Annotated in this window: 20 protein-coding genes; 10 read left to right on the top strand and 10 right to left on the bottom strand. The window is 42.6% G+C overall.

Translation table 11 applies throughout. From position 1 onward, the window contains the following. The first annotated feature begins 72 nt into the window (after positions 1-72). The 8 genes from ACQY3F_RS00710 to ACQY3F_RS00675 all read left to right on the top strand — a co-directional run bounded on the left by ACQY3F_RS00710 (position 73) and on the right by ACQY3F_RS00675 (position 11,998). Positions 73-651: a Maf family protein gene (locus tag ACQY3F_RS00710; RefSeq protein WP_428353023.1), complete on the top strand. Its 579-nt coding sequence runs from the start codon at positions 73-75 to the stop codon at positions 649-651. After that, the gene (gene rng / locus ACQY3F_RS00705) at positions 644-2,098 is read left to right on the top strand and encodes a ribonuclease G (RefSeq protein ID WP_428353022.1); all 1,455 of its coding nucleotides are present in this window, start codon (positions 644-646) and stop codon (positions 2,096-2,098) included. Before ACQY3F_RS00710 ends, rng begins: the two co-directional genes overlap by 8 nt. Positions 2,099-2,113: 15 nt before the next feature. After that, positions 2,114-5,653: a YhdP family protein gene (locus ACQY3F_RS00700; protein WP_428353021.1), complete on the top strand. Its 3,540-nt coding sequence runs from the start codon at positions 2,114-2,116 to the stop codon at positions 5,651-5,653. 28 nt (positions 5,654-5,681) lie between these two features. After that, positions 5,682-6,503: a carbon-nitrogen hydrolase family protein gene (locus ACQY3F_RS00695; RefSeq protein ID WP_428353020.1), complete on the top strand. Its 822-nt coding sequence runs from the start codon at positions 5,682-5,684 to the stop codon at positions 6,501-6,503. Positions 6,504-6,751: 248 nt separating this feature from the next. After that, a complete protein-coding gene (gene tldD / locus ACQY3F_RS00690) occupies positions 6,752-8,197 on the top strand; it encodes a metalloprotease TldD (RefSeq protein ID WP_428353019.1) in 1,446 nt (481 codons plus the stop codon). 519 nt (positions 8,198-8,716) lie between these two features. Continuing rightward, positions 8,717-10,048: a metalloprotease PmbA gene (gene pmbA, locus ACQY3F_RS00685; RefSeq protein ID WP_428353018.1), complete on the top strand. Its 1,332-nt coding sequence runs from the start codon at positions 8,717-8,719 to the stop codon at positions 10,046-10,048. Positions 10,049-10,586: 538 nt separating this feature from the next. Then, complete coding sequence (locus tag ACQY3F_RS00680; protein WP_428353017.1) at positions 10,587-11,567, top strand: ISAzo13-like element transposase-related protein; 981 nt, start codon at positions 10,587-10,589, stop codon at positions 11,565-11,567. Further along, positions 11,564-11,998, top strand: a complete 435-nt coding sequence (locus tag ACQY3F_RS00675; protein ID WP_428353016.1) for an NAD(P)-binding oxidoreductase — start codon at positions 11,564-11,566, stop codon at positions 11,996-11,998. The genes ACQY3F_RS00680 and ACQY3F_RS00675 overlap by 4 nt, the downstream gene beginning before the upstream one ends. Here ACQY3F_RS00675 and ACQY3F_RS00670 read toward each other — a convergent pair. Together ACQY3F_RS00670 and ACQY3F_RS00665 are read right to left on the bottom strand one after the other, a co-directional pair. After that, the gene (locus ACQY3F_RS00670; protein WP_428357575.1) at positions 11,963-13,153 is read right to left on the bottom strand and encodes a putative transposase; all 1,191 of its coding nucleotides are present in this window, start codon (positions 13,151-13,153) and stop codon (positions 11,963-11,965) included. The genes ACQY3F_RS00675 and ACQY3F_RS00670 overlap by 36 nt on opposite strands. A 28-nt stretch (positions 13,154-13,181) precedes the next feature. After that, positions 13,182-13,655, bottom strand: a complete 474-nt coding sequence (locus tag ACQY3F_RS00665) for a hypothetical protein (protein ID WP_428353015.1) — start codon at positions 13,653-13,655, stop codon at positions 13,182-13,184. Positions 13,656-14,206: 551 nt separating this feature from the next. Between ACQY3F_RS00665 and ACQY3F_RS00660 the strand changes: the two genes are divergently transcribed. After that, positions 14,207-14,626: a hypothetical protein gene (locus tag ACQY3F_RS00660; protein WP_428353014.1), complete on the top strand. Its 420-nt coding sequence runs from the start codon at positions 14,207-14,209 to the stop codon at positions 14,624-14,626. Between the two features lie 219 nt (positions 14,627-14,845). Beyond that, on the top strand, positions 14,846-15,196 hold the full coding sequence (locus tag ACQY3F_RS00655; protein ID WP_428353013.1) for a hypothetical protein: 351 nt from the start codon (positions 14,846-14,848) through the stop codon (positions 15,194-15,196). 288 nt (positions 15,197-15,484) lie between these two features. Here the strand turns inward: ACQY3F_RS00655 and ACQY3F_RS00650 are convergent, their stop codons facing one another. The 8 genes from ACQY3F_RS00650 to ACQY3F_RS00615 form a co-directional block, all read right to left on the bottom strand. Then, positions 15,485-18,616, bottom strand: coding sequence for a TonB-dependent receptor domain-containing protein (locus ACQY3F_RS00650; protein WP_428353012.1), 3,132 nt, complete (start codon positions 18,614-18,616; stop codon positions 15,485-15,487). A 317-nt stretch (positions 18,617-18,933) separates the two neighbouring features. Continuing rightward, a complete protein-coding gene (locus tag ACQY3F_RS00645; protein ID WP_428353011.1) occupies positions 18,934-20,094 on the bottom strand; it encodes a tetratricopeptide repeat protein in 1,161 nt (386 codons plus the stop codon). A gap of 51 nt (positions 20,095-20,145) precedes the next feature. Next, positions 20,146-20,772, bottom strand: a complete 627-nt coding sequence (locus tag ACQY3F_RS00640) for an energy transducer TonB (protein ID WP_428353010.1) — start codon at positions 20,770-20,772, stop codon at positions 20,146-20,148. Between the two features lie 15 nt (positions 20,773-20,787). Then, the gene (locus tag ACQY3F_RS00635; protein ID WP_428353009.1) at positions 20,788-21,192 is read right to left on the bottom strand and encodes an ExbD/TolR family protein; all 405 of its coding nucleotides are present in this window, start codon (positions 21,190-21,192) and stop codon (positions 20,788-20,790) included. A gap of 26 nt (positions 21,193-21,218) precedes the next feature. Then, positions 21,219-21,812: a MotA/TolQ/ExbB proton channel family protein gene (locus tag ACQY3F_RS00630; RefSeq protein ID WP_428353008.1), complete on the bottom strand. Its 594-nt coding sequence runs from the start codon at positions 21,810-21,812 to the stop codon at positions 21,219-21,221. Between the two features lie 7 nt (positions 21,813-21,819). Continuing rightward, the gene (locus ACQY3F_RS00625) at positions 21,820-23,319 is read right to left on the bottom strand and encodes a MotA/TolQ/ExbB proton channel family protein (protein ID WP_428353007.1); all 1,500 of its coding nucleotides are present in this window, start codon (positions 23,317-23,319) and stop codon (positions 21,820-21,822) included. After that, a complete protein-coding gene (locus tag ACQY3F_RS00620) occupies positions 23,316-24,086 on the bottom strand; it encodes a DUF3450 family protein (RefSeq protein ID WP_428353006.1) in 771 nt (256 codons plus the stop codon). The genes ACQY3F_RS00625 and ACQY3F_RS00620 overlap by 4 nt, the downstream gene beginning before the upstream one ends. A 220-nt stretch (positions 24,087-24,306) precedes the next feature. After that, a complete protein-coding gene (locus tag ACQY3F_RS00615; protein WP_428353005.1) occupies positions 24,307-25,914 on the bottom strand; it encodes a hypothetical protein in 1,608 nt (535 codons plus the stop codon). Positions 25,915-25,930: the final 16 nt, after the last annotated feature.

Here is a 25,930-nt window from a genome sequence, read left to right as displayed (position 1 = left end):
TTATAGATGTACAACGCTGATTTTTCTTGGATCGATAAATAAATTAACACGTCCGCAAAAGGTGCTGCACCCGTGATCCCCTCTTTAATTTTAGCCTCTGCCTCACCGCGTAGAAGTGAGTTGCTTAACCAGCTTAAGCTCGCACACACAATACAAGTAGCAGATATTGATGAAACACCCTTTAATAACGAAGCTCCTGCAGCATATGTGCTCCGCGTTGCACATGAAAAATCGGCTGCCATCCATCAGCATAGCCCGGATAATACGGTCATCATAGCCGCCGATACTTCGGTTGTTCTGGGCGATAAAATCATGGGCAAACCAGAAAGTCTGGAGCATGCTATCGATATGTTAAGCCACTTGTCGGCTAACACGCATCAGGTTTATAGCGCTGTCTCAATACGTGGTCAGCAAACTCAGCATTGTTTAAGCGTTTCAGATGTTACTTTTCGTGCCATTTCTACTCAGGAAATTATACAATACTGGCATACAGGCGAGCCGGCGGATAAAGCTGGAGCATATGCTATCCAGGGTTTAGCCAGCATCTTTATAGAAAAAATTAATGGCAGTTTTTCAGGCATAATGGGTCTGCCCTTGTTTGAAACTGCACAACTCTTAAACAATGAAGGAATAAGTATTTTCAATGACTGAAGAAATTCTAATCAATGTAACCCCGCCGGAAACGCGCGTAGCCATCGTTGAAAATGGCGTGGTCCAGGAAATTATCATTGAACGTACGCGCCAGCTAGGCTTAATCGGCAATATTTATAAAGGCGTTGTGTGTCGTGTTTTACCAGGCATGCAAGCCGCGTTTATTGAGATCGGTCTGGAGCGTGCTGCCTTTTTACATATTTCTGGTCTGTCTAGTAAGGAACTGGATGAAAAAGGCTCGGATAATATCGAGCATTATTTAATTGAAAACCAGCACATTATTGTCCAGGTAACCAAAGACCCAATCGGCAGCAAAGGTGCCCGCTTAACGACTGAAATCTCCATTCCTTCCCGTTACCAGGTTTATATGCCTTATGCCATTAAGGGCGGAGTTTCCCAACGCATAGAACATGAGCCTGAAAGAGAACGCTTACGTAGCTTTCAAAATGCATTCCAGATAGAGCACCAATCAGGTGCCTTTATTGCAAGAACTGCGGCTGAATGCATTAATGAGTCTATTTTAGAATCCGATATGTTATTTCTACTGCAACTATGGGAATCTATTCAAGAAAAGATTCCCTTAGCAGAACCCAGAGGGCTGATTCATTTTGATTTACCACTGAGTGTGCGTACATTACGCGATTTATATACTGATAATATTGAAAAAGTAAAAGTTGACTCACGCCAAACCTATCAGCGCCTGATTAAATTTGCCGAAGAATTTGTACCCGATATTCTACCGATCATCGAGCATTACACTCGGGAGCGCCCTTTATTCGATATTTATAATATCGAAGATGAAATTCAAAAAGCGCTGGGGCGTAAAGTAGGTTTAAAATCTGGTGGACATCTCGTATTCGACCAGACTGAAGCGATGACTACGGTTGATGTCAATACCGGGGGCTATGTAGGGGGGAAAAGCCTGGAAGAGACGGTTTTTAAAACCAATCTTGAGGCTGCACAGGCGATTTCTCGTCAATTAAGACTACGTAATCTGGGCGGTATTATCATTATTGATTTTATTGATATGCAAAGCGAAGAACATAAGTCGCTGGTTTTGAGCGCGCTGGAAAAAACCCTGGAAAAATGCCACTCAAAAACTAAAATTACTGAGGTTTCAGCCTTGGGCCTAGTGGAAATGACCCGTAAGCGTACCCGGGAAAGTCTCGCTCACATCCTATGCGAGCCCTGCCCTACCTGCGATGGAAGAGGAGAACTTAAAACCGCAGAAACCATTTGTCTGGAAATTTTTCGCGAAATCATTCGTGAAGTCAGGCAATATAATGTGCAGGAAATTCTGGTTCTGGCATCACACCCAGTGGTAGAAAAACTGCTGGATGAAGAAGCCGATGTATTATCCGAATTAGAGGCTTTTTTAAATATTCGCATTAAATTCAGATCCGAGAATGAATATAACCAGGAGCAGTACGATGTGGTTTTACTTTAAGCTAGCCTGAGCCTAATGATAAAACACATACAATGGGGTTGCGTACGTATTCTTTTCTGGAGCATACTGACTTTTGCCATCAGTATAAGCGGCCTGCGCTATGCTCTTTCAGAGCTGGATTTTTACAAAACAGATATTGAAGCGCTATTGAGTGAGCGCCTAGGTGCGCCCGTTACAATTGCCAGTATTCAGGGCGTATTAAATGGTCTCCACCCGGAACTTGTCTTGCAAGATATTCAAGTACATTCCGAGCAGAACAATAGTGCCGCAGTGCAGTTACAGGAAATTCATCTGGGCTTCAGTATACTGACAGCCATTAGACAGCCCTTACTAGAAGCGCTCAAGATCTCCATCATTGGCGCAAAACTCTCTGTCACCCGGCTAAAATCAGGTGCCATCGATATTGAGGGTTTACCCGGCACAGATAATGAACAACCTACCTGGCTAATGCGCGGCAGCCAATATAAGCTGATTGATAGTGAAATTCTCTGGCATGATGAAAAGCGTAATGCTGCCCCTGTGCTACTAGAGCAAATGAACATCACACTGAACAATGATGCAAATCAGCATCAAATTTATATTAAAACCGAGCTGCCTGAATTACTTGGAAAATCTTTATTCCTAGCCATGCACTTTAGCGGTAATGTCTTTACTCCAGAAAGCGTTAATGCGCGATTGTTTATTCAGGGACAAGATATCCATTTTGAAAAATTTATTACCGGTGACTTACCCTTTGATTTTTCATTTACCAAAGGTAATGGCAACTTTAGTATCTGGAGTAGGTGGCAGGCTGCAGAAATGACTCAAATGAGTGGTTCAATTAATCTAAGTAATGCCGCGATAAAAGATAATGACAATTCCTTGTTTCCTATCGACCACCTAGCCTTGCAATTTATATTAAAAAAGCATCTGCAGCAATGGCGTCTTGGCATTAAAGACTCGGTATTGAGTTCAAAAAAGTTGCATTCAAAAACAATCAGTCTTGAAATAGCTCAACTCGCTCTTGGGCTGGAGCGAAATGCTGACGGTGACTTAATTCATCTGGCAATTAACGCCCCCCAATTATCTCTGGGTCCCCTCAGTAAAATTATCCTGCTAAATAAAATACTACCTAAAAAGCTGCACAAGCAATTAAAGGCCTTTGCTTTAGAAGGGGATGTGAAGGAACTGTTATTAATCGCTAACCCAAAGCAGGAAACCTTCGCTATTAGCGCTCGCCTCGCTGACATAAATTTCCGGCAGATGGGTGATATTCCTGGGATTAAAAATCTGGATGCCTATATTAAAGGTTCAGAGCAACAAGGGGTATTACAAATAAACTCGCCACAGTTTAAATTTACCGCACCCAGATTATTTAGACAAACATTAAACTTTACCCATGCTTTAGGAAACATACATTGGCAACATAATGATGCCTGGGTACTCAGCAGTTCCTTGTTTGAGTTAAATTCAGATCATTTCAAAACCAGCACAAAATTTACGCTTACTTTAGCGCATGAAGACCGGCCCGCCTTTATGAGTATGCGCAATTCCTTTGACATATATGATGCCTCAAAAACACCTCATTTTCTGCCAGTAGGCGTTATAGACAAAGATATCGTTACGTGGCTAGACCAGGCTTTTGTTAGCGGCCATGTTAAACAGGGAGGAATCCTGCTACAAGGCGCATTAGCTGATTATCCATTCCAACAGCATAAAGGGGTTTTTGAAGTATTATTTGACGCCGAGGATGCCGAGTTACACTATGCCCCTGACTGGAGTGATGTTCAGGGAGTTTCGGCTGAAGTGCGCTTTTTCTCAACGAGTATGAATATAAATATTCATCAAGGCCATGCTAATGAATCGACGATTCAAAATGCAACGGTGTCTATAGATTCTTTTAACGACAGTCAATATATCGATGTAGTAGGCGATATAAAAAGCAGTTTATCTCACACCATCACTTATTTGATGCATTCTCCGTTTAAGGATCAGGTGAAAGCAATTGCTGATGTAGTTGATTTTACAGGTTCAACTGAGATCCATATGGATCTAAAAATCCCACTGGGCGAACAAACGCTGAAAGCTAATATAAACGCAAAAACTAAAAATGCCAGTGCCACCATTATTCCCATAGACCTGTTTATTGCGGATATTACAGCCGATTTACTGTTTACTGAAAAGGGTGTATATAGCCAAAAAGTCACTGCCATGTCCTTAGGGTTTCCATTAACTGGAGAGCTTACAACAACTGACACCGCCATTACCACAAAGGTTTCAGGCCCTATGTCTATTACACAATTGACAAGGCAATTTCCAAACCCTTTATGGCACTATCTTAATGGTACCAGCCAGTATCATGCGCAATTAGACTTTCCCAAAAATAGCGAGCAAATCTGTACGATTCAATTAAATTCGGATCTAGTCGGCACTTCGATACATTTCGCTCCCCTGTCTAAACCAGAAGCGCAAGTTCATCCGCTATCGATAAAACTAGGTATTGCCGCTACTGGTATAGACGCGTTCAATATCGCTTATGAAAACCGCCTTGCTTTGCAAAATCGCGTAGATATCAAACTGAAAAAAATCGCTCCGCACTGGCAAGGACTGATCCACACACCTGTCGCAAGCGGCAGTGTATTTATCCCTATAGCGTTTAATAATAAGTCTGAAATAAGCCTTGTACTGAAAGAATTAGACCTTTCTGCATTACAAAAATTCAAGTTGGATGGTGATGGAGAGCCGCTGGTAGTAAAAAATCTGCCCGCTATTCAGCTAAGTAGTCAGGAACTTTACTGGAATGACCAAAACCTGGGTAGCCTAGAGCTACAAACTCAACCCACTGACCAAGGCTTAACGATTAAGCAACTGGACATTAAGTCATTGAATGATAGTCTTTCTTTATCTGGGTATTGGCAGCAAGATAAGCAGCAATATTCTACCTCTATTTCAGGGAATTTCCTTAGTGAGGATTTTGGCACGTTTTTAAAACGCAACCAGCTGTCGAACGATATTGTTGAAACGACTGCCGACCTGCAATTTGTACTAAACTGGCCGGCAGCTCCCTATGCGCTCTCAAAATCAATCTTTTCAGGTTCGATAGACAGTCATCTTACTAACGGTCGTATTCTAGGGATAGACCCAGGGTTGGGGAGAGTACTGGGCGCATTGGATATATGGAAATTAGACAAACGTCTGCTACTTGATTTTTCTGACATTACCGATGCAGGTTTAAGTTTTTCTGAAACCACGGGACATATCACCATTAACCAAGGCTCGGTCAATACTAATAATTTACAGATTAATGCCATGCCCGCAAAAATTTATATATCGGGTACCACCAGCCTAGTGACTGAACAAATTGACCTAAGGGCAACAGTTCTGCCTAAATTTCCAATTGCTGGTACAATTATCGGCAATATTTCTAACGCTGTGAGCAAGGCCTTTGTCGGGAATGAACAGGCAGGTGGTCTTATAGCAAGCCTGCTTTATGAAATAAAAGGCACCTGGGAAGATTTTACGATAAATCGCCAGTTTAGTTCCGCCTTTGCTAAAGACCTCAAAGCCATACGATAAACAAAGCCCCTCCTTTTCGAGATTTTATATGAGTAGATGTGCCGCCATACAAATGGCATCCAGTCCCAATATTAGTTCTAACCTGATAGAAGCCGAACGTTTAATTAGCGATGCTGTCAAAGCCGGGGCTAATTTAGTTACCCTGCCAGAAAACTTCGCTTTAATGGGGCAGAATGAATTAGATAAGATCAATCAAAAAGAACAGGATGGTTCAGGCCCGATTCAGGACTTTCTGGCAAATACCGCTAAAAAATATGCCGTATGGATTGTGGCAGGTACCATGCCTATCGCAGACCCAGATAATACTGGCAAAGTGATGGCTGCGTGTCTGATCTACAATGAGCTAGGTGAGCGCGTAGCCCGCTACGATAAAATTCATTTATTTGATGTCCACGTACCAGGAAGTGAGGAGATATACCGTGAATCTGACACTATAACAAAGGGTACTACGCCACTGGTTATAGACAGTCCATTCGGTAAATTAGGAATTGCCGTATGCTATGATCTGCGGTTTCCAGAACTGTTTCGCACTATGCTGGAGCAAGGTATGGAGGTACTGATTATTCCCGCAGCTTTCACGCAAAAAACCGGCTCAGCTCATTGGGAACTATTGCTCAGAGCACGCGCAGTTGAAAACCTATGTTATGTTATTGCGCCCAATCAAGGCGGTTTCCATGTCAATGGTCGGCAGACTTTTGGTCATAGCATGATAGTGGACCCTTGGGGAGCCGTTATGGATTGCCTTAAAAGCAATGCAGGCTTTGTCGTAGCGGATATAGATCTTGCTCGTTTACATAAACTGAGAGAAACCTTTCCAGTGCTTCAGCACCGTCAAATTATTTGTGGATAAATAATCCTAGAAACCGCAGCTGACCGCTATTAAACACTATAAGCGACTGAATATTACACTAATGAATGTAAATACTTGTCACCTTTTGGGTGAATATACCCCGCTTCACGGTTTTGTGAATAAATCTGAGCACGAAATACTGCGTTACATCTCTTGCCAAGGGCTACGGCCATTGCCTGCGAGCTGTGCCTTGCCTTTCGCACTCAGATTTTCCACAAAATCCATGCTCAACTGAGGTTTCTAGAATAATGGACAATTCAGCTTTACAGCTTGCAAAACAAGCCATCCTGGTTCCAACTGGCTTACAGGAAAACAGTATCCATCGGGTGATGGATCAATTACTCAATGGCGCGGTTGATAATGGCGACATTTACTTTCAGTCCAGTCATTATGAATCCTGGGTACTGGAAGATGGTATTATCAAAGAAGGCAGTCATAATATCGAACAAGGCGCGGGCATTAGAGCCTTATGCGGTGAAAAAACCGGCTTTGCCTATAGCGATAAAATTGACCTGACTGAACTTTTATCTGCCGTTAAAAATGTCCAGGCCATTGCGCGCCAGGGTCAAACTGCACAAGTTGCCCTGCCCTCACATAACACTTACCCGCAGCTATATGCGCCAATCAACCCACTCAATTCATTAAGTGATCAGCAGAAAGTAGATTTCTTACGCCGCATAGATACCGAGACGCGCAAACTAGATCCGCGTATTGAGCAAGTTATTATCAGCCTGGTAGGCGTACAGGATCATATCCTGATCGCCAATCAGGGCAATTCACTTGCGGGCGATGTACGCCCTTTAGTGCGCATGAATGTCAGTGTCATCGTTGAAGACAAAGGCCGTCGAGAACAAGGCAGTATGGGTGGTGGTGCGCGTGCAGATTACACTTATTTTCTGCAAGAAGATCGAGCTTTAGACTATGCCCGGGAAGCGGTTAGACAGGCAATCGTCAATTTAGATGCTGTGCCTGCTCCGGCGGGTAGTATGACTGTTATTCTAGGCCCAGGCTGGCCAGGTATTTTATTACATGAAGCCATCGGTCATGGCCTGGAAGGTGATTTTAATCGCAAAGGCACGTCTGCTTTTAGTGGCCGAGTTGGCGAACGCGTTGCATCACCGCTATGCACCGTGGTCGATGATGGTACTTTGCCAGACCGTCGCGGCTCATTATCGATTGATGATGAAGGCACACCAACACAATGTACGACCTTAATTGAAGATGGCATTCTTAAAGGCTATATGCAAGATAAGCTCAATGCCCGATTAATGGGGGTTCAGCCTACTGGAAATGGCCGCCGTGAATCTTATGCGCATACTCCGATGCCACGTATGACTAACACCTATATGCTACCCGGTGAAAGTGATCCCGAAGAAATCATACAATCAGTTAAAAATGGCTTATATGCCAAGAATTTTGGCGGTGGGCAAGTAGACATTACCTCAGGTAAATTTGTCTTTTCTGCCAGCGAAGCGTATTTGATTGAAAACGGCAAAATCACCCAGCCCGTTAAAGGCGCTACGCTTATCGGCAATGGTCCCGATGTGCTAACACGCGTGAGTATGGTGGGTAATGATCTGGCTTTAGACAGTGGTGTTGGCACCTGTGGCAAAGAAGGTCAAAGCGTTCCTGTAGGGGTTGGTCAGCCTACCTTGAAAATTGATGCCTTAACGGTTGGTGGTACAAATGTATAGGGTGTAGAGCGGACTTTAGTCCGCTAATAAAGGAGTAAAAGCTTCAGCTTTTTTCTTGTAACAAACAGCTATAGCTAAAGCTATTGCACTCCTGCTTTTTTTATCACTATTACTTACCTTAGGAACGCGCACGAAATAACTTAAGCAACTGGCTTGTCTTTTTATCAGTCTTTTGCGTTGTAGAAACTGTTACGTAGCTGGCTATGTGCCTGTTTCTACGTCTTGAATACGAATAAAAATCCTGCGCCAGATGCTCAACTTATTCCATGCGCGTTCCTTAGTTCATCACATTTATTCCTATATGGAACAAAGTTACGCCGTCTTAGGCACCTGGAAACAAATAATCATCCATCCTTGCTGGTCTTTTTGTCCGTCATCAGCACTGTAACAATAATTACGTAGCCAGCTATGCGCCTATTGCTACAGCACCGATGACAAACAAAAAACCTGCCCAAATATTGGACGATTATTTATTTCCAGGAGCCTTATTCTTAAAGCCTTTAATTACCAAATAGATTTATGCAAAATCAAGAAGAAATCAGTCGTCTGGAAACGACCATTCACGACTTATTGCTAGAAGCAAAAAACCAGGGCGCCACCTCAGCTGATGCCAGCTTAAGCGTAGATACAGGCTTATCAGTTAATGCTCGCCTAGGTGATGTAGAAACTATAGAGCATCACTGTTCACAAGGCTTAGGTATCACTGTTTACTTTAATCAGAAAAAAGGCTCAGCAAGTAGTACTGACTTGTCCCCCCAGTCCATCAAGGAAACTGTCACTGCAGCTTGTAGTATTGCGCGTTATGCCAGCGAAGACCCCTATGCAGGTTTACCCGATGCTGAAAAACTTGCCACAGAATTTAAAGACCTCGACCTATATCACCCTTGGGACTTAAATGCCCAGGATGCAATTGACCTTGCCATCAGCTGTGAAGATAGCGCACGCCAATATCATAGCGATATTAGCAATTCAGAAGGCGCGTCGGTTGATACTTATCAGGGCATACGAGTCTTTGGAAATAGCCTAGGCTTTTTACACGGCTATGCATCCACCCGTCATTCCATTAGCTGTTCGGTATTAGGCGAGCGGGATGGTAATATGGAGCGTGATTACTGGTACAGCGTTGCACGCAAACATGAAGACCTTGATAGCGTAGAGCTAGTTGGCACAAAAGCTGCCCAAAGAACGATACAGCGCTTGGGGGCACGTAGTTTAAGCACCCGTAAATCACCGGTGCTCTATTCTGCCGAAGTAGCAAGCGGGCTGATCGGCTCATTTCTTGGTGCGATCAGTGGCGGTAGCCTGTATCGTAAGTCATCATTTTTACTCGATAGCCTGGATACAAAAATCTTTCCTGATTTTATCAATCTTTATGAACAACCTCATTTACCCGGTGCATTAGGCAGTGCTTGTTACGATGCTGAAGGCCTGCCTACTAAAGCAAATAAAATTGTCACTGACGGCATACTAAACAGCTATTTGTTAAGCACTTATTCTGCGCGTAAATTAGCCATGCAATCCACGGGGCATGCTGGCGGCGTACATAATCTTTGCATTAATGCAGGTGAGAATGACTTAAGCCAGTTACTCAAACAAATGAACACCGGCCTGCTGGTTACCGAATTGATGGGGCAAGGAGTCAATCCAGTTACCGGTGACTACTCCAGAGGAGCTTCAGGATTCTGGGTGGAACAGGGCGAAATTCAGTACCCAGTACAGGAAATCACTATTGCAGGTAATTTAAAAGATATGTATCAGCATATTCTCGCAGTCGGCAATGATATCGATTATCGCGGTAATATTCGCACCGGCTCTATTTTGATTGAAGAAATGGCGATCGCCGGAGAATAGATTTCCCCGCTTAAACCTCAGAACTCCTGATCTCGACATAAGTAAATCAAAAGCTTACCGTTTTCACAAGATAATTAGATGATACTAAAGTGCGTAGGTTGGCGCTGAGGTTGCGAAGCCCAACATGATATTGCACAGTGATTGTTGGGCTTCGCAAGCTCAGCGCCAACCTACATATCAATCATTGGCATCAAGTTATTATCCTAGAGTTCAGGGGGTCTGAACCTAGAAAAATCGATTGAACGCGGATTTATAGAGACTGTGGGCAACTGATTTTTTTAACTTTAATCCCTAAGGAACGCGCACGAAATAACTTAAGCAACTGGCTTGTCTTTTTATCCGTTTTCTGCGTTGTAGAAACTGTTACGTAGCTGGCTATGCGCCTGTTTCTACGTCTTGAATACGAATAAAAATCCTGCGCCAGATGCTCAACTTAGGGAGATGGAAAGAAATAATCATCCAAACGAAGTAAGCTTGTGTCTCAATAATTTATAATAATGAATTCTGAATTTATTCTCACACTAGGCAGATAAGCTTGTTGATATTAACAGATAGCATTATAGGTTGGATTATAAATACAGCCCATCGTTTAAAAGGCTCGGTACGTCGTATATTCATGGCTGAAACGGTGGAGCTACTAGGCTCAGGTGGTGCAAGTATTGCTGAAGAAAAACTAGGATGGAATAGAGGCACTATCCGAAAAGGACAATATGAACTTGAAACTCAGCCCATAGAAGATAATTTTTCAGCGAGAGGGCGTAATAAAAGTGAAGAGCATTTTCCTCATCTACTTGATGACATAAAAAAAATTGCTGAACCGGAGTGTCAAACGGATCCCTCTTTTAATTCCTGTCGATTATATACCCGGCTAACGGCTAAAGAAGTTAGAAAACGTTTACTGGAGATTGATTATTACGATGAAAAAACATTACCTTGCTCAAAAACTATCAATACAAAATTAAATGACCTGAGTTACCATCCAAAAAAGGTACAAAAAACAAAGCCTCATAAGAAAATCAAGGAAACGGATGCAATTTTTGAACAAGTTCATTCAGTCAATGGAATGGCAGATATCAACCCAAAAGAGATTCGTATATCAATTGATGCCAAAGCAAGAATGAATATAGGAAATTTTTCACGGGGAGGACGAAATCGGGTTTTAACAAAAGCAGAGGATCATGATTTAGATGTTAAGGAAAAGTTAACTCCTTTTGGTTTTTATCTGCCTGAACATGATGATTTTTTCCTTTTCTTTACAGCAGGCTATGCCAGCAGTGATTTCATCGTTGACCGATTGGAAGAAATTTGGCCAGAAATTCAAGAAAAATATGGAGTAGATATTCTGACAATTAACGCTGACAATGGTATGGAGAACAGTAGCTCCAGAACTCAGTTTATAAAAAGGCTTGTGGAGTTTGCTGAAAAAAGCAACATAAAGATAAAACTGGCCTACTACCCTCCTTATCATAGTAAATATAACCCAATATCACCGACTCCGCAGCGCTCGATCGAGCAATGACTGGGCAACAGGTTGTTATTGTTACTCTAGGTATCAGCGAAAACCCAATACGCGTACGCTTTTTTGGTACAGCAAGCACGCTTAATAATGTCCGCTCAGCGGGAACTCGCAATGTTATCACAGCGATGCGTAAACACGGCGTACAGCGGCTTGTGGTGCAAAGCTCGTACGGAGTTGGCGAAACACGAGGCCTGCTACGCTTTGTCGATCAATTATTTTTCAGCTTGATACTTAAGCCGCAAATCGAGGACACTGAAATACAGGAACAAGTGGTACGTGACAGTGGTGTTGACTGGGTTATCGCCCAGCCGGTGCATTTGACTGACGAAGACTCCAGCACCATTCCCTTTCTATCGACAAAAGGTGAAACCAGATTGATGAAGGTAGCGCGGAAGTCAGTTGCCAGATTCCTTGCACTTGCAGCGAGTTGACCACCTGATTGGGTCATCGGATAGTGGCTCTATTCCATACTCCTGTAGCATATCTAGCCCATAGTGGTGCTTCATATATCTAAAAAAGTTCTCTTGGCACCACCGGCTAAACATTCGCCCAGAAACAGCCGTCAATTCTAGTTCATAGGCTGTGGTAATAATACTGGTTTGGTGACCAGAATCAGTCAACTTGCGCACTTCTCTCATCCACATCGCCTGTTTTCCAGTTCCAACCAGACTGCCTCGTTCGGCGAGTTTCATGATGACTTTTTCACCACTCGGTAGGGTGATCTCCTGACTGGAAAAATTGTCCAGTGGCCAATTTTCGGTGGGAAATTTATGATAGGTCATGCAAGCGACACGATGCTTGTCCCACATCTTTCTAAAGAATGCGGGGCTATAGCCTTCTCTATCAAACACCAGGATAAAACGACAGGCTTGTTTGTTTTGCTGTAATGCTTGTGCACTCGGTTGATTCGGAATGTCTTTGAGTAATCGGGGGACGATATCTTCTTCCAGCGTTTTTAGTAAGCCCGGATCCACCGTTTTTTCAACGACAAAGAAGGGACGCCCCGTACCATCATTAACCCAGTATTCGGTGATACCCCGTAAGCAGAGTTTTTCGCGTGAAACATGCCGTTTGGGAAGTTTAGTCAAGTGTCCATGATAGACACGGACATGACCATCTATGTAGAGTGTTCCTGCTGCCTCTGGTTCATTTTCCATCCATTGTCGACTGAGGTCGGCCGCCCAGCTTTCAACTGATTCTGGATCAGACAGTCCTTTTACTTTGGTTCTTAAACAGCGCACTTCGGGAACCCGATCCAGGCCAAGTAGTTTGCCGAATTCACCCGGTGCATGCTCGCGAAGTTGTTCGGCATTTTTGATGCGACATAGTCCCATAAAGGCGAGTAGCAATAGGATATGAAAGGTTTGATAATAACCTGTCAGTTTGCCAAGGTGGTGCTCAATGTCATTTAATAAGCCATTGCTAAGTAACGCGGGCAATGCACATAACACACCGCCTTTAGGAACATCTAAACAGGATTCGAATTCGATTGAGGCTCCCTTTTCCTGCTCACCCAAAGCCGCCTGGATTCGCTCTTCTACTCGAGTGCAGGCCGTACCGAGTGACTCGGCTGCACTGGCATCAATAATATCACGGGCTGATTTGGTACTGCCATCATTGGGGTCTATTGATACGGCAGACTTTTTTTAAACGTCCATCACTGATCGCCTTGCGAAAGGTATCTGCCCGGATGCCTAATTCTTTAGCGGCTTCGTTAGGCGTCATACCTTGATCCAGATATTCCTGAGCTTGCTGCAAAACCTCAAGCGTAAAGAGTGGTCCTCCCTTGCGAGTCGGGCGAGGTTCAAAAAACGAATCAGCCCCTTTTTCTCGTAGTTGCCTTAATGAGCGCATAACACTACTTTTAGAGACACCAAAGGTTGTAATAATATCGATTGAACGACAGGAGCCGGTATTGATGAGTTGAGAGGTGTGAAGTCTAAATAATCTCTTATTGTCAGCCTGGTGAGAATAGATCGGGATACCGCCGAGGAAATAAAACCACTCATCATTTCGGTTATCAACACTGACCTGACCATTTATAATAGTCGTACCCTGAGGAATTATTGGGAGCATGAGTTGCTGCATTAATTGAATACCTCGTATGATATGAGGGCTTAGTTTAACCTAAATGAGTACCATTTTCATTTCTTTAGCTGAAAATATCAATCATTTGACAATAATTCCCTAACCCTTTAATTATATTGCCTAGTTTAAGTTTTAATGGATTTCTTTTAGGATAGCGAATCAAGATGTCTGAACTTAGGCAACTGGAATTAAATCAGTGTCCAATATTTAGGCAGGATTTTTATTTTTCATCAATGCTGCAGCAATAGGCGCATAGCTGGCTACGTAACTTATTGCTACTGTGCTGATGACGGACAAAAAGACTATCAAAGATGGCAAGCCCCTCTGAAAGCGTGTTGTTTTTTAAAAAAATAGTAGGCTATACCATTATCTTTATAATGGGTAGGGAGAGTTAACGTGGGAGAAATAAATTCCTTTTTGACTGACTCAAAACAGCCATGAGCGGGCATTGAAACTAACAATGTTCAATCGAGCCTGACCCTTTTGGTTTGATCCGGATAATAACTAGTTAGAACTTTAAAATTTACACCCGATAAAATTGGAACTTAATAATGAATGAATGGGATGATGATCCTCACTCAGGTGGGGTAAAAATACCTGAGAGAATTAAAGAAAAAACAAAAAAGCGCATAATAAGCTATGCAGAAAAACACTATGCCGGAAAATATACACGGATTGATGTCAGATATAAGACTCATTTTTGCTACATTGATGCGTACGTAGAGGCATTTGTTCCAGAGGATTATGATACATCTTTATTTTCTGAAACACGTGAAGAACGTATTGAGAGGTTGAATAATACACCAACTCACCTTTGTAGGATGCGATATAAAGGAAATGAAGAAAAATGGACTTTAGCTTTTTATACATATAGCCATAACAAATATGAGCCAAGTATATTTGATAATCGTGATTTTTATGGTACGCCAGAAGAAGCATTTCAAACATCAGCTGTATATCTAGATGATTGAAATTTATTATTAACAAAGAAATAATATCTCATAAAACGGCGATTAACGGCGATCAAGGGGTCGGCCAGCTTGATTTACAAGAGCAACAAGGTTTACAGCGCACGAAGGTAATAGTAAAGTAAAAGCTACATATCAAGCGCCCCCCTTTGTTACACCTTCTCCGCTTCCGTTACGTGCCTTTATTTTTCCGATGAAGCGGGCGTTAGGATCATACAAATAATGAATGTAAATGAATACACGGATAAAATAGTCGAAATCCTTAAGAGGACTTTAGTCGATAATTCTTTAACTATATGGGATGTATTTTGTGATGATAAAGATTTTAGAAAATGTAACTTTAGTGATTCACACATAGAGTTGATTAACTCAGTCTATCTTATAGATATCCAAAAAATGAATCAAGAAGATGTAATTAAGCTTTGGAAGAGAACAGAAGATGGTTTTATTCATGAAACATCATATTTTGGTGACACCCCTGAATACGATGGAGACATGACCTCTGACATTAGAGATGAAATTCTTCCTTTAATCGCTTTGGATATTGACTTTTTTTACGAAAAAAAATCCTAACAAAATTACTTTCCATTATGCGCTACGCTCTTCATAATGGGTAAGTGGGTTCGGCATTATTCCGTATAAAAGTAATTTATCCTATGACTGCAATGGGTCGATAGCTGTCTTTTAATGTAAGTAAGGTTCAATCTTGATTAATTTTTTAAAAGCCAGATAAGTATTTATCTGGCTTTGTTTTGGTTTTTATTATAATCCCAAAATTAACAACACACTTTCAGAGGGGCTTGCAAAGATGGATAATTCTTTGTTTGCAGGTACCTCATTACTCTCGGAGTATGTTTTAAATTAAAACCGCAGGTCAATCCCAATAGTAAATTCACGGCCTACTTTGAATGATCGTGTGGTTTTATCACCCTGAGTGATTCGTACTTCATCATTGATCAGGTTTTTCATTTTAACTCTAAGCGATAACCAGTCATTAATTGCCTGGGTAGCAATGATGTCCAGTTGATTAAAAGGTTGAGCGTATTTATCCGGCGCACCTAATAAGCCAACGGCTACGATACGCTCGGCAGTGATATTGTAAAGCAAGGTGGCACGCGTTCCCCAGTCGGCATTATCGTAACCCAGTTGAAAGTTGAACACATGTGGCGAATGGCCTTGCAATGGACGGTTGCTTGAGGTTTGGGCTTCGGTACTTTTCCCGCTTAACTCTACCGTAGATTGCGACCAGGTGTAGTTACTGCCGATATAGAATTCTTCTAATGCCGGGTGAATTACATCCAGGTTTTTCAAGACTTCAACCTCGATTCCATACAGGGTCGAAGCATCGGCATTCTGGAATGTCAGTAAGCCCGCCGTTCCCGGCAGGAAAACCTTCTCAATCGGATTAGTCATACTCTTCCAGAAAAACCCAAAGGATAGATTTTCATTAGCCGACATATAGTATTCCCATCGCGCATCATAGTTATCGATAGAGGTTTGCTCTAAATTGGGGTTACCCGTGGTTTCCTGCCCGGTACTTGGGTCAGTAAACGGAGCCGGCGATAATTCTCTGAAATCAGGCCGGGAAACTGTCTGACTAAAGCTTGCACGTAATTGCTGCTTGTCGGTAATAAACCATGTCCCCGCAACAGCTGGCAGCATATCCGTTTGGTCCACGATAGTTGTGATGGGCTCTTTGTCAACGCCTGAAACCCGGAATGTCTGGACAAACATATCATTATCTTCCCAGCGCAAGCCACCAACAAGACGAACACTATCAAAAAAGTTCATATCCAGCTGTCCGTAGTAAGAAATCAATGTTTGCTCAGCATCATAATTATCAGTCGAGCGCGTTGTCTCGCGGATCTGGAATCCATCCGGTGTAATATAAGTGGGATTTAAAATATCTTCTAATGAAGGTTGCGCCAGTACATCAGGGTCTCTTGCATCAGGTCCAACAGGCGTATAAGTATAGCGCCGGATCGAAGAATCACGCGTTTTGTGCTGATGAATAAATCCACTGTTTAAGGAAATACCAAAGTTATTATCGAACTCAAATGGCAGTTTGATATCAAAACGTCCGCTTTCATCTTTATCGGTTAATTCGCCATAAGAAGTCTGATTACTATCCGCCCGCCGCGAGAAAGAGTAGGAACCGTCATCATTTTCATCAAAACGATAATCACGAGTCTTCGGCTCTTCACGCTCTGCAGTTGAATTACTATATATCCAGTCGAATTTAAGATTATGTAGCTCGGGAAGCATATGGTCTCCACCCACTTGCTGCATAAATAGCTGATTCGTTGTCCACCTTAACTGGGTGCGTCGAGTACCGGTTTCGCCTTCACTAACGCCATTTTCTATGCTGGCTTCATCAAAGGCCTGACGTAACCACATGGTGGTAGCAAACAGACGATGGTTCTCTTTATAGGTAGCCTCCAGTTGTAAATAGGCATTTATCTGTGTCTCACGCACAGTTTCCTGAAACGTAGACTCTTCGGTTAATAATAAGTCACCATTTCCATCACTTCCAGAAGCCGCATATTCACTTCTCTGCTCTGTAATTGAAAGCCACTTCTGACTCCAGCGCGTCGCTGCGACATACCCCAAGGAAAAATCTCCAACATTAAACAAATCTCCTATTGATGCCTCAAATCGGCCATCCGGGTTGATTGTTTCCGGCTCAACATCCCATACATTAGACAAATCCTGCCCAAAAGTTTCTAACTCTTCGGGTGTAAAACCATCGGGATTAAACGGGGTTTGTGGTTTCAGAGTCGAGCCATCGGATGTTGCATCGGCAATTGAATCAGGAAGCTTACGCGTACCATCATCAAACGCGATCCAGTCCGTTTTCCCGCCATCATAACGTAAGCCATCCGAGAAAGTTGTATCGGTGATAAAACCCATTTGCCCGGACAAATTAAGGAAGAAATCTTCCGGTACACGTTTGGTACGCATATCCAGTGTACCCCCAGCAAATTCACCCGGGCGATCCACTGAATAGGATTTTTGTACCAGCAAACTATCCAGAAAGCTGGTAGGGAATAAATCCAGTGGCACAACTCTTCGTGTAGGGTCAGGACTAGGAATCGCAGCGCCGTTAACCAAAGTTGAGGAATAGCGTTCCCCTAAACCACGAATAAACACGAAGCGTCCACCAACAACGGTTAATCCTGATGCTCTTTTCAACGCACTGGCAACATCCGAGTCTCCATTACGACTGATTTGCTCTGAACCCAGTACCGTTGTTACTGCTGCAGAAGTTCTCTGTTCTTCAATCACCGAAGCAACTGAACCCGCAATAAAAGGTTCCAGAACTACGTATTCTGCTAACTCAACTCCGGCTGGAGTGAGTTTAAACTGTAAGTCAATGGTCTGATCTTTAGTTACCGCAACCTTATCTTTGGTTTGCGTAGTAAATGCGGAATGTAATAAGGAAATACTGTATTCTCTAACCGGGACTTTAGCTTTAAACTTCCCTCGTGCATTAGTCCTGTAACGCTCACTTAAACCACTCAGAAAAACCTGCACATCTTTAACCGGTTTGTTGGTTTCAGCTGAAATAACCGTGGCCGTAATATAGCCTTCACCCAGTTTTTCTGCTTTGATCATATCTTCAGCACTCCCCCCGATAGCAGTCCCAGCCGCAATATTACTTTCTATATGAAGAACCGGCTCACCTTTAAATTCTGGAAAGGTCAGAATAACTTGCACATCTTCATCTTTGCGCAAATGTAGCGCGAAACCAAATGATTTATTCTCGCGATTAATGGTCATTTGATAGTTCCCAGGGGCCAGGCTACCAAAGACACTGCCGCTTTCGCTAAAATCAGCAAAAGCTTTACCATTAATTAATAATTCTGCATTCTTTACAGGTCTGCCTTTAAGAAACAGAAAAATGGAAAACTCGGCTTTATCACCAGCCCAGACCATCGTGCTGCTCGTGACCAATAATAAAAAAATGGCAATAGGACGATATAAAAATTTCATGATTTATTTGCGTTTAATTGTACATAGCTAAACTGCACACTGATTCTGTCTTTATCCTAGAAAAATCAGTTGAGCGCGAATTTATAGTGCAAGATATTGAATTCATATAACATTTTAAAAAAAACATAGCTTCACCCATAGGTTAAGCTATGTTTTTTTGCAAGTGCGGTGGAATCAAGAGCTTATGCTAGAAAACGTGAGCAACTGATTTGCCTAGGTTTATAGACAACAATTCAACGTACCGGGATTTAATAAGTTAGTTTACGTATGCCAGATATAAGTCATAGCAACGGCTATGTCTGGCCAGTGTAGTTATTCTAGGTACATTGCCAGGGTTCCTCTTTGCAGGCTTCCATCATGCGTCGTAGCTCAAGCCCTTTTTTAAACAAATCTGAGTCAGTCAGAGAATCGATCTGCTTGCTAGCTGCAGTAAACTGTCCACTGGAAAAATACGCATATGCCAGGGCATAACGAATATTTTGATCGTCCAGCAAGCCTGTGCGATATAGACTGCTCTTCATATTGGCTGCTTTTTCATAACGTTTTAATGCCAGAAAAACCGCCAGTCTTTGTTTCAGTTTAACTTTATGATCACGAATAAGAGGGTTCAGGGTGAGTGCTTTATATAAACGACCTGCGCGGCGATATACCTCTGCTGCCTCGGCAATCAACTTCGGGTCATATTGGGCAGCCTGCTCGAGAATAAAAGCGCCTGAATTGAGTTGCCCCATGTCGATATAGGTATGCGCCAAGACTTTGGCAATGGTGACATTGTCTGGAAATCTCAAACGGGCCGCTTCCATAATATATAAAGTCTGTTGATATTCCTTACTCAAGCGTAAAGCATTCCCGATAGCGATGTAATCGCTTGCTTTACCGGCTGAAAGATTAAGGTATTGTTGACCTAATTGTGCGGCTTGTTGATACAGTTTAAGCTCAACCAGGTAGAAAACTTTACGGCGCATAAAACGGTAATCACCGCTAAACATTGCCTGTGCATTATTTAAAGTTTCTATCGCAGCACTCGCTTGTTTTAACTGCCAGTGTGATTGTGCTTTCATCTCCAGCAAGGTGGGATAATTGACCACGATATTGCCCACTTTATCTACCGCAACAATAACCTCTTGATACTCCTTTAGAGCATAATTTACCTGCGCCAGATAAACATAAATCACCTTATCTTGCTGACCTTGTTTAATCGCCTGCTGCAAGCTATCTTTAGCCGCTAACATATCGTTTAAATTCATATAAGCCAGGCCCTGCAAAGTATAAAAACGTACTAGGTCAGTATCCTCATCTTCCAGGTCAACACTTTGCAAAGACAATAAAGCACGATCATAGTGGCCATCTTTAAGCATAGTTGCAGCCAGGGATATATAGTCTGTTTTCGGCGCTTTTTTAGCCCAGACCAGGTCTGTAAGGCATAACAAAGCCGCCGCTAGCAAAACTAGCAGGACTGGTTTTTTTAATATTTTCATAAAGACAACGATATTTTTTTAAGTAAATATAGACTTTGCAACGACACAGGCTTAAGACGACAAATCAAAGCGGATTTTCTGTTTAGCCCAGACTTTTACGTTTTTCCCTTCATATTTAGCAGGCTCGAAACGCCAGGAATTTATACCCTGTATAGCCGCTTCATCAAACACACCAGTCGGGCTAGATTCAAGTACCTGCACCTGATCTACATTACCTCTTTCATCAATCAATAGTGACAAGATCACGTAACCCTTTATGCCTTTTTTCTTAGCCGCAGATGGATATTTAAAAGAACCTCTGCTTTTTGGCTTAGGCGCGACATCTACCAGGTCTTCAGTCATAATTGAGGAGCCCGTTTTACCGAGCAAGCCACTGTTTAAATCATCCAGAGCACCATCACCTAAACCCGGTATACCCAGATCAATACCAGAGAGTGATGAGTTCAAACCTTTAAACGGAACGGGGGCGCGTGCTGTTTTACGTACCCGCTTGGGCCTGGCTTTCTTTATTTTCTTTTTTGCCTTGGGTTTCACTTGTTTAACAATATCTAGTTGCGTCGTTTTTACCGGTTTTTGCTTATCCAGATCCGAAGCATACCGATTCATCGCCAGCACTAGGCCAAATACCAGTATAGGTCCCAACAACATTGAGATGCTGGCGACCACATTTTTATTCACCTTCATATACCGTGCTTAACCCGCTTCTTTTTCGGTTGCCACACCAACGCTTTTCGCTCCAGCCAACCGCGCCTGATCAACAACTTCAATCAGTTTTCCAGACGGGACACCCTCATCAATCACAACTAGAATGGATTTTTGGGTAGAAGTGCTTAATAAATCGCGTAATTTACTCTGAATAAGCCAGACTCTGATCGGCTCACCATCTAGATAAACATCGCCCATCTTATCGACAAACAAGCGTATCGCTTTGCTGGAGGCCATAGTCGAACTACTGGCACTGGGACGTTCCAGTTCCAGTGTCATATCCTTGACAAAAGTGGTGGTAACCATAAAAAAGATCAATAAAATAAATACGATATCAATCAACGGGCCTATATCAATACTGGTATCGAGTTGTGCGGTTTCTCTTCGGCGCATAATAATCTGTTGAATAAAGGTAAAAGTTAAGCCTGGCTACAAAGTAAATCTTTGACCTGTGCCAGATCGTTTTGCAGATTGATTTGTCGTCTGTTTAATGTGCTCTGAATCAAAACACCGGGAATTGCAACTGCCAGACCCATCTGCGTAGTAAATAATGCCTGTGAAATCCCGCCGGCAATGCCCCCTGACTGGGTAAATAAAGCCATTGAGGCAAGGGAATCGAAGGTTTCAATCATCCCTGATACCGTTCCCAGCAGTCCCAATAAAGGCGCAATCATAACGATAATCTTGATTAATACCGCAAATTTGCGCATTTCTTTGTCATATCCAGAAAATGAGCTATCCAGATGCCGACGAAAATTAACAAAGCCTTGCTGCTTCAGGACCAGACCGCGTTTAACCGCATCATCCAGAATACCCTTCACCGGTGCTTGCGGATTTTTCTGATAGAAAATCAACATATCGCGGACACCCATAGAGTAGCTTTGTTTCAAAGTCCAGTAACGATACCCCAGGCCGTACCAGAGCATCATGGTGCAAAACAACAAAGGCGGCATAACAAAGCCACCTGAGTCGAACAAGCCTTTCATGGACAGGAAAATTTCATTGATATCCATGGCTATATCAGGCCGTTTTTTCTGTGGCTAATATTAATGGATCATTTAACCCACCATCATCATCCATATCGACGACTAGCTGCCCTTGCTCGGTCGAACTTAATAGCGTATTGGTTATCTGTAATGCAGCGACTTCCATATCTATTTTGATGTTTTCCGACCAGGCCGATAATAAGGAGCCGAATAATAGGGTTGGAATAGCGACGATAAGACCCAGTTCAGTGGTCACCAACGCAATTGAAATACCACCCGATAATAACTTGGGATCACCGGTGCCAAACTCGGTAATAATATCAAAAGTTGTGATCATACCGGTGACAGTGCCTAGCAACCCAAGTAAAGGTGAAACCGAGGCAATCACTAGAATAGACGTTCCGAAACGATTCAGAACCGAGGATTCCTGTAATATCGCTTCGGAAATAATATCTTCCATATGGTCACGGTCATCTTTGATATGCCGCAGAGTCGACTCCAGAACACGGGTAATAGCACAATGTCCCGACTGACATATTTTCTTCGCTTGTTGCATTTCGTTTTTTTGCAAATGCTCAGTAATCTGCACCGTTAATTTCTGAGTATCAGAGCTATTACTCTTCAGTAGATAGACACGTACCAGAATTAGCATAACGGCCACACCACCCAGTACAACTATTATCCAGCCAATAACACCACCTGACTCAATAACACTTAACCAGGTTTTTTCAGGTGTTTCTTCTATCGCTTTCTCTCGCGACTCAAACAGAAACATTTTTAGTTGTTCAGGTTGTTCATTTTTGTCTAGCGCCATCGCGGTTTCAACAGCCGGCTCGCGCCATAACTTCAGGTTACCACCACCCGCTGGAACTAGGGCGCCGCTACCTTCAGGACTTATTCCAAAAGCAGCAATATTGCCTAATAAAACAATATCCCCTTTGACTTCCTTACCACTACTGAGAAAAAATTTACCTTCTATTTTACGTAACTCGCCCAGTTGTTTAACCAGAGCCAGCGCCTGGTCAAACAAAAAGCTTACTTTTTCCTGATCAGTACCCAGGGTGTAATTCACTTTGGTATCTGTCTCAATATTATATTTTTTCAGTGTCGATTCAGCTTGAGAATAGGTCATCAATAGCGCTTCATTGCGCTCAAAACCGGTCATGTTTTTCTGTTCGGCACTATTAAGTTCTGTTGAAACCTGGTCTATCGTCTCAGAACGACTTACCGATCCGCGCTCCAGTCCATTAATTTTATTGCTAAACTTACGCTCCTCACTGGCCGCTTTTTTCTTGAAATTACGCAAGCGATTTTGTAATTCCCTTTTCTGTGCATCCAGAAATGCGTATTCACGTTTATAGGCTGTTTTTAAATCAATGGGTTTGGCCACAGCTGGCTTATCTTTCTCAGTTTGTGGCTTGGCCGCTGCTGGATTTTGAGCAGTATTCGTACTTTTTGTCTGAGACTTATTTTGTTCAGCAGCCTGTGCTGAACTACATACGAGCACGGTCAGGAGTAATAATAATTTATTCATGATGACTTCATTGGATTAGGTAATACAAAATAGCCCTGGCGTATTTGCTTTTTTAAGGAATCAAATAAAATCGATATTTGTTCAATTTCCTGATTATTCGTTGTTTCCAGGTACTGCCAATTTCCATCACTCTTTCTACTGGCCATGCCAACACGATTATCGCCCGTTTTAAAATACATTAACGCTGATCCCAGCTTGGCAATATCTGCTAATACCTGTTCGTTATTCAGCTCGATAGTTTGCTGATAAATGCCATTTTCTTTGCTCAGACGGATTTCATCTTCAATAAACGCCCACATCCTGTTAACTGCTTTTTTGGCATCAATCAGATTATTGTTCAGCTGCTTTTCCAGCTTATTAATATCTATTAACCGATCTTCCACTTTAAAGGGAAAGCCATTTCTGACGTAGATCCGGTAACGGGTAATCACTTCTATCAGAGCCGGTTTTAAGCCTTCATTTGAAGCCTCGGCTTTTTGAGTTTCTTGCTGAAAATTTTCCAGTGTTGTTTGTAATTTTTTGATACTGATGTTCTGGCGACGCTCTTCAACACCCAGGTCAGTTAATTGTGAAGCGAGAGAGCTCATCAGGTTGCTATGCTTTTCTTTGGCCAGGTCTAATTGCATTTGTAGCTCTTCTACTTCACCGCGTACTTTGACTAGGGATTGTGCCAGATTTTCATACTCTTCAGCAGAGACATTGCCAACCGAAGCCATGCATATCAACAAGCAGGCCAGGTTAGATGTTTTGAATATTTTTACAAACATAGTGACAGGATTCGTTTATTTCTGAGGTAGAACTTGTAAAACACAGCGTAGACATCCTATAGGCAAAGCTATTTTGAGATGTTTCACACCGGTATTATGAGAGGGTCTTAAATGCTAATGACCCTCTATTAGATGCTCCCCGAAAAACCCAGGGTAACAAATAAAAAGGACCTCCTATAATAAGGAGGCCCTTTCTTGATCAGACTAAATATTTTTTAACTTAGAATGCAAACGTCCATTCTTTAGTCCAGTCATCATTTGCATTTGCAAATGCACCGACATAACTAACACTATCAAAGAAGTTATCGCCGACTGGCATTCCACCTGTAGGTAGAGGAGAGCCTGGAGCAGGTAAATAACCAATAAGTAATGGATCAGCAGCTTTATTCATCATTTGACTAGTAAACCAGTCACTGACTGCAAAAGTTGCACCTTTACCATCAGAAAAGTTAGTTGCGCAATCGACATAAGAATGAACCATAGTTAACTCACCTGTTAAATCACCCGGAGCACCTGCATTTACATACGTTGCTTCACCGTCAAGCTTTAAGCATGAACTACCAAAACCGGTGAATACAGAGTTCCAGATATTGACCCCAGTACCACGGCGTAATAGGACACCTTGCGAGCCCACAGCAGAACCGATCATCGTCATATTCGACAAAGTTGGTTTAGAACGTGGCTCAAGATCAGGGTTATCACCATTGTTATCCGCTTCGATTCCACGGTCGCCATCATCAGCAGCCTGTTGAACTAAAACAAACTGAGCTTTACCTTTCCAGCCGCTCCCCCAATCCAGGCTATCATCACCGATATTTGTTAATACCAAATGCTTCATTTGCACAGTACCGCCAAACATTTCAACACCATCATCCAGACCCGCGTGAACCTGTACGAAATCAATAACAGTCCTGGCACCCACACCAGTCAAAGTTAAGCCGTTTAACTCTTCATCAGGACGTACGGCAAAACCAGCAAACAGAATTTGCGTATACTTTAATAAACCACTGTTATCATTTGGCTCATTACCACCATAAGATTCAGATGTAACCGCTTCGAATGCAACCTCACAAAGCGCTACACCTTCATTACAGCCATTAACCGGCGCAAAACCAGCTATAACCAAACCGCCCCACTCACCAGCAGACTGCTGTAATGGACCCGTCATAACTACCGGATTATCGGGGGTACCTTCTGACATGATTTTTGAACCACGTCTGATCCATAGAAAGTCAGCACCTTGCTGACCAAAGACTTTAGTGCCTGGATTAATTGTTAACGTTGCATTATCAACTTTATCACCACCGATGAAAACGCCACCAGATAAGATCCATTGTGTATTTTTCGTTAGGGTAATATCTTCTTTAATTTCGCCGCTTAAAACACATGATCCGCTGACCGGGCCATCAGAGGAAAATGCAGGACAACCTTGAAATTCATTATTAACAAACTGATCTAAGCTGAAACGCATTGGGTTTGAACCCGGAATCATTTTTAGTTTTGCATAATACTCGGCTGCACCAAAAGTAATGGCAGGGATATGTAATGCATTGGTAGTAAAATCGAATACATCACGCTGACCAGTCACGGGAGCAATCGGAGCTGCACCAGCCAATTCAAATTCCAAATTAACAGGATCAACAAGTTTCAATTGTGCACTCCAAGTGCTTGAAACTTTCCCATCTAGCAACTCAACTACAGGAAGATCTAATATAGAAGTGGCTGGATCAAAGCTTGCAGTGTCAGCATGGGAGCTGAAAGACACTGCGCTTAACAAGCTGATAGCTGCTGCGGCCAGATTAGCGTTAGCACTTTTTAAAAGTAACATAGTCATATCTCTTTAT

The sequence above is a fragment of the Methyloprofundus sp. genome (genome assembly GCF_965251085.1).
GTDB lineage: Bacteria > Pseudomonadota > Gammaproteobacteria > Methylococcales > Methylomonadaceae > Methyloprofundus.
The sequence above is the reverse complement of the archived record's forward strand: the minus strand, read 5'-3'. Positions and strand labels throughout refer to the sequence as shown.

Bases quoted from the DNA above. Each gene is read 5' to 3' on its own strand.
- rng (WP_428353022.1), top strand. From the start codon at position 644: ATGACTGAAGAAATTCTAATCAATGTAACCCCGCCGGAAACGCGCGTA.
- ACQY3F_RS00700 (WP_428353021.1), top strand. From the start codon at position 2,114: ATGATAAAACACATACAATGGGGTTGCGTACGTATTCTTTTCTGGAGC.
- ACQY3F_RS00695 (WP_428353020.1), top strand. From the start codon at position 5,682: ATGAGTAGATGTGCCGCCATACAAATGGCATCCAGTCCCAATATTAGT.
- tldD (WP_428353019.1), top strand. From the start codon at position 6,752: ATGGACAATTCAGCTTTACAGCTTGCAAAACAAGCCATCCTGGTTCCA.
- pmbA (WP_428353018.1), top strand. From the start codon at position 8,717: ATGCAAAATCAAGAAGAAATCAGTCGTCTGGAAACGACCATTCACGAC.
- ACQY3F_RS00675 (WP_428353016.1), top strand. From the start codon at position 11,564: ATGACTGGGCAACAGGTTGTTATTGTTACTCTAGGTATCAGCGAAAAC.
- ACQY3F_RS00665 (WP_428353015.1), bottom strand. From the start codon at position 13,655: ATGCAGCAACTCATGCTCCCAATAATTCCTCAGGGTACGACTATTATA.
- ACQY3F_RS00660 (WP_428353014.1), top strand. From the start codon at position 14,207: ATGAATGAATGGGATGATGATCCTCACTCAGGTGGGGTAAAAATACCT.
- ACQY3F_RS00655 (WP_428353013.1), top strand. From the start codon at position 14,846: ATGAATGTAAATGAATACACGGATAAAATAGTCGAAATCCTTAAGAGG.
- ACQY3F_RS00650 (WP_428353012.1), bottom strand. From the start codon at position 18,616: ATGAAATTTTTATATCGTCCTATTGCCATTTTTTTATTATTGGTCACG.
- ACQY3F_RS00645 (WP_428353011.1), bottom strand. From the start codon at position 20,094: ATGAAAATATTAAAAAAACCAGTCCTGCTAGTTTTGCTAGCGGCGGCT.
- ACQY3F_RS00635 (WP_428353009.1), bottom strand. From the start codon at position 21,192: ATGCGCCGAAGAGAAACCGCACAACTCGATACCAGTATTGATATAGGC.
- ACQY3F_RS00630 (WP_428353008.1), bottom strand. From the start codon at position 21,812: ATGGATATCAATGAAATTTTCCTGTCCATGAAAGGCTTGTTCGACTCA.
- ACQY3F_RS00625 (WP_428353007.1), bottom strand. From the start codon at position 23,319: ATGAATAAATTATTATTACTCCTGACCGTGCTCGTATGTAGTTCAGCA.
- ACQY3F_RS00620 (WP_428353006.1), bottom strand. From the start codon at position 24,086: ATGTTTGTAAAAATATTCAAAACATCTAACCTGGCCTGCTTGTTGATA.
- ACQY3F_RS00615 (WP_428353005.1), bottom strand. From the start codon at position 25,914: ATGTTACTTTTAAAAAGTGCTAACGCTAATCTGGCCGCAGCAGCTATC.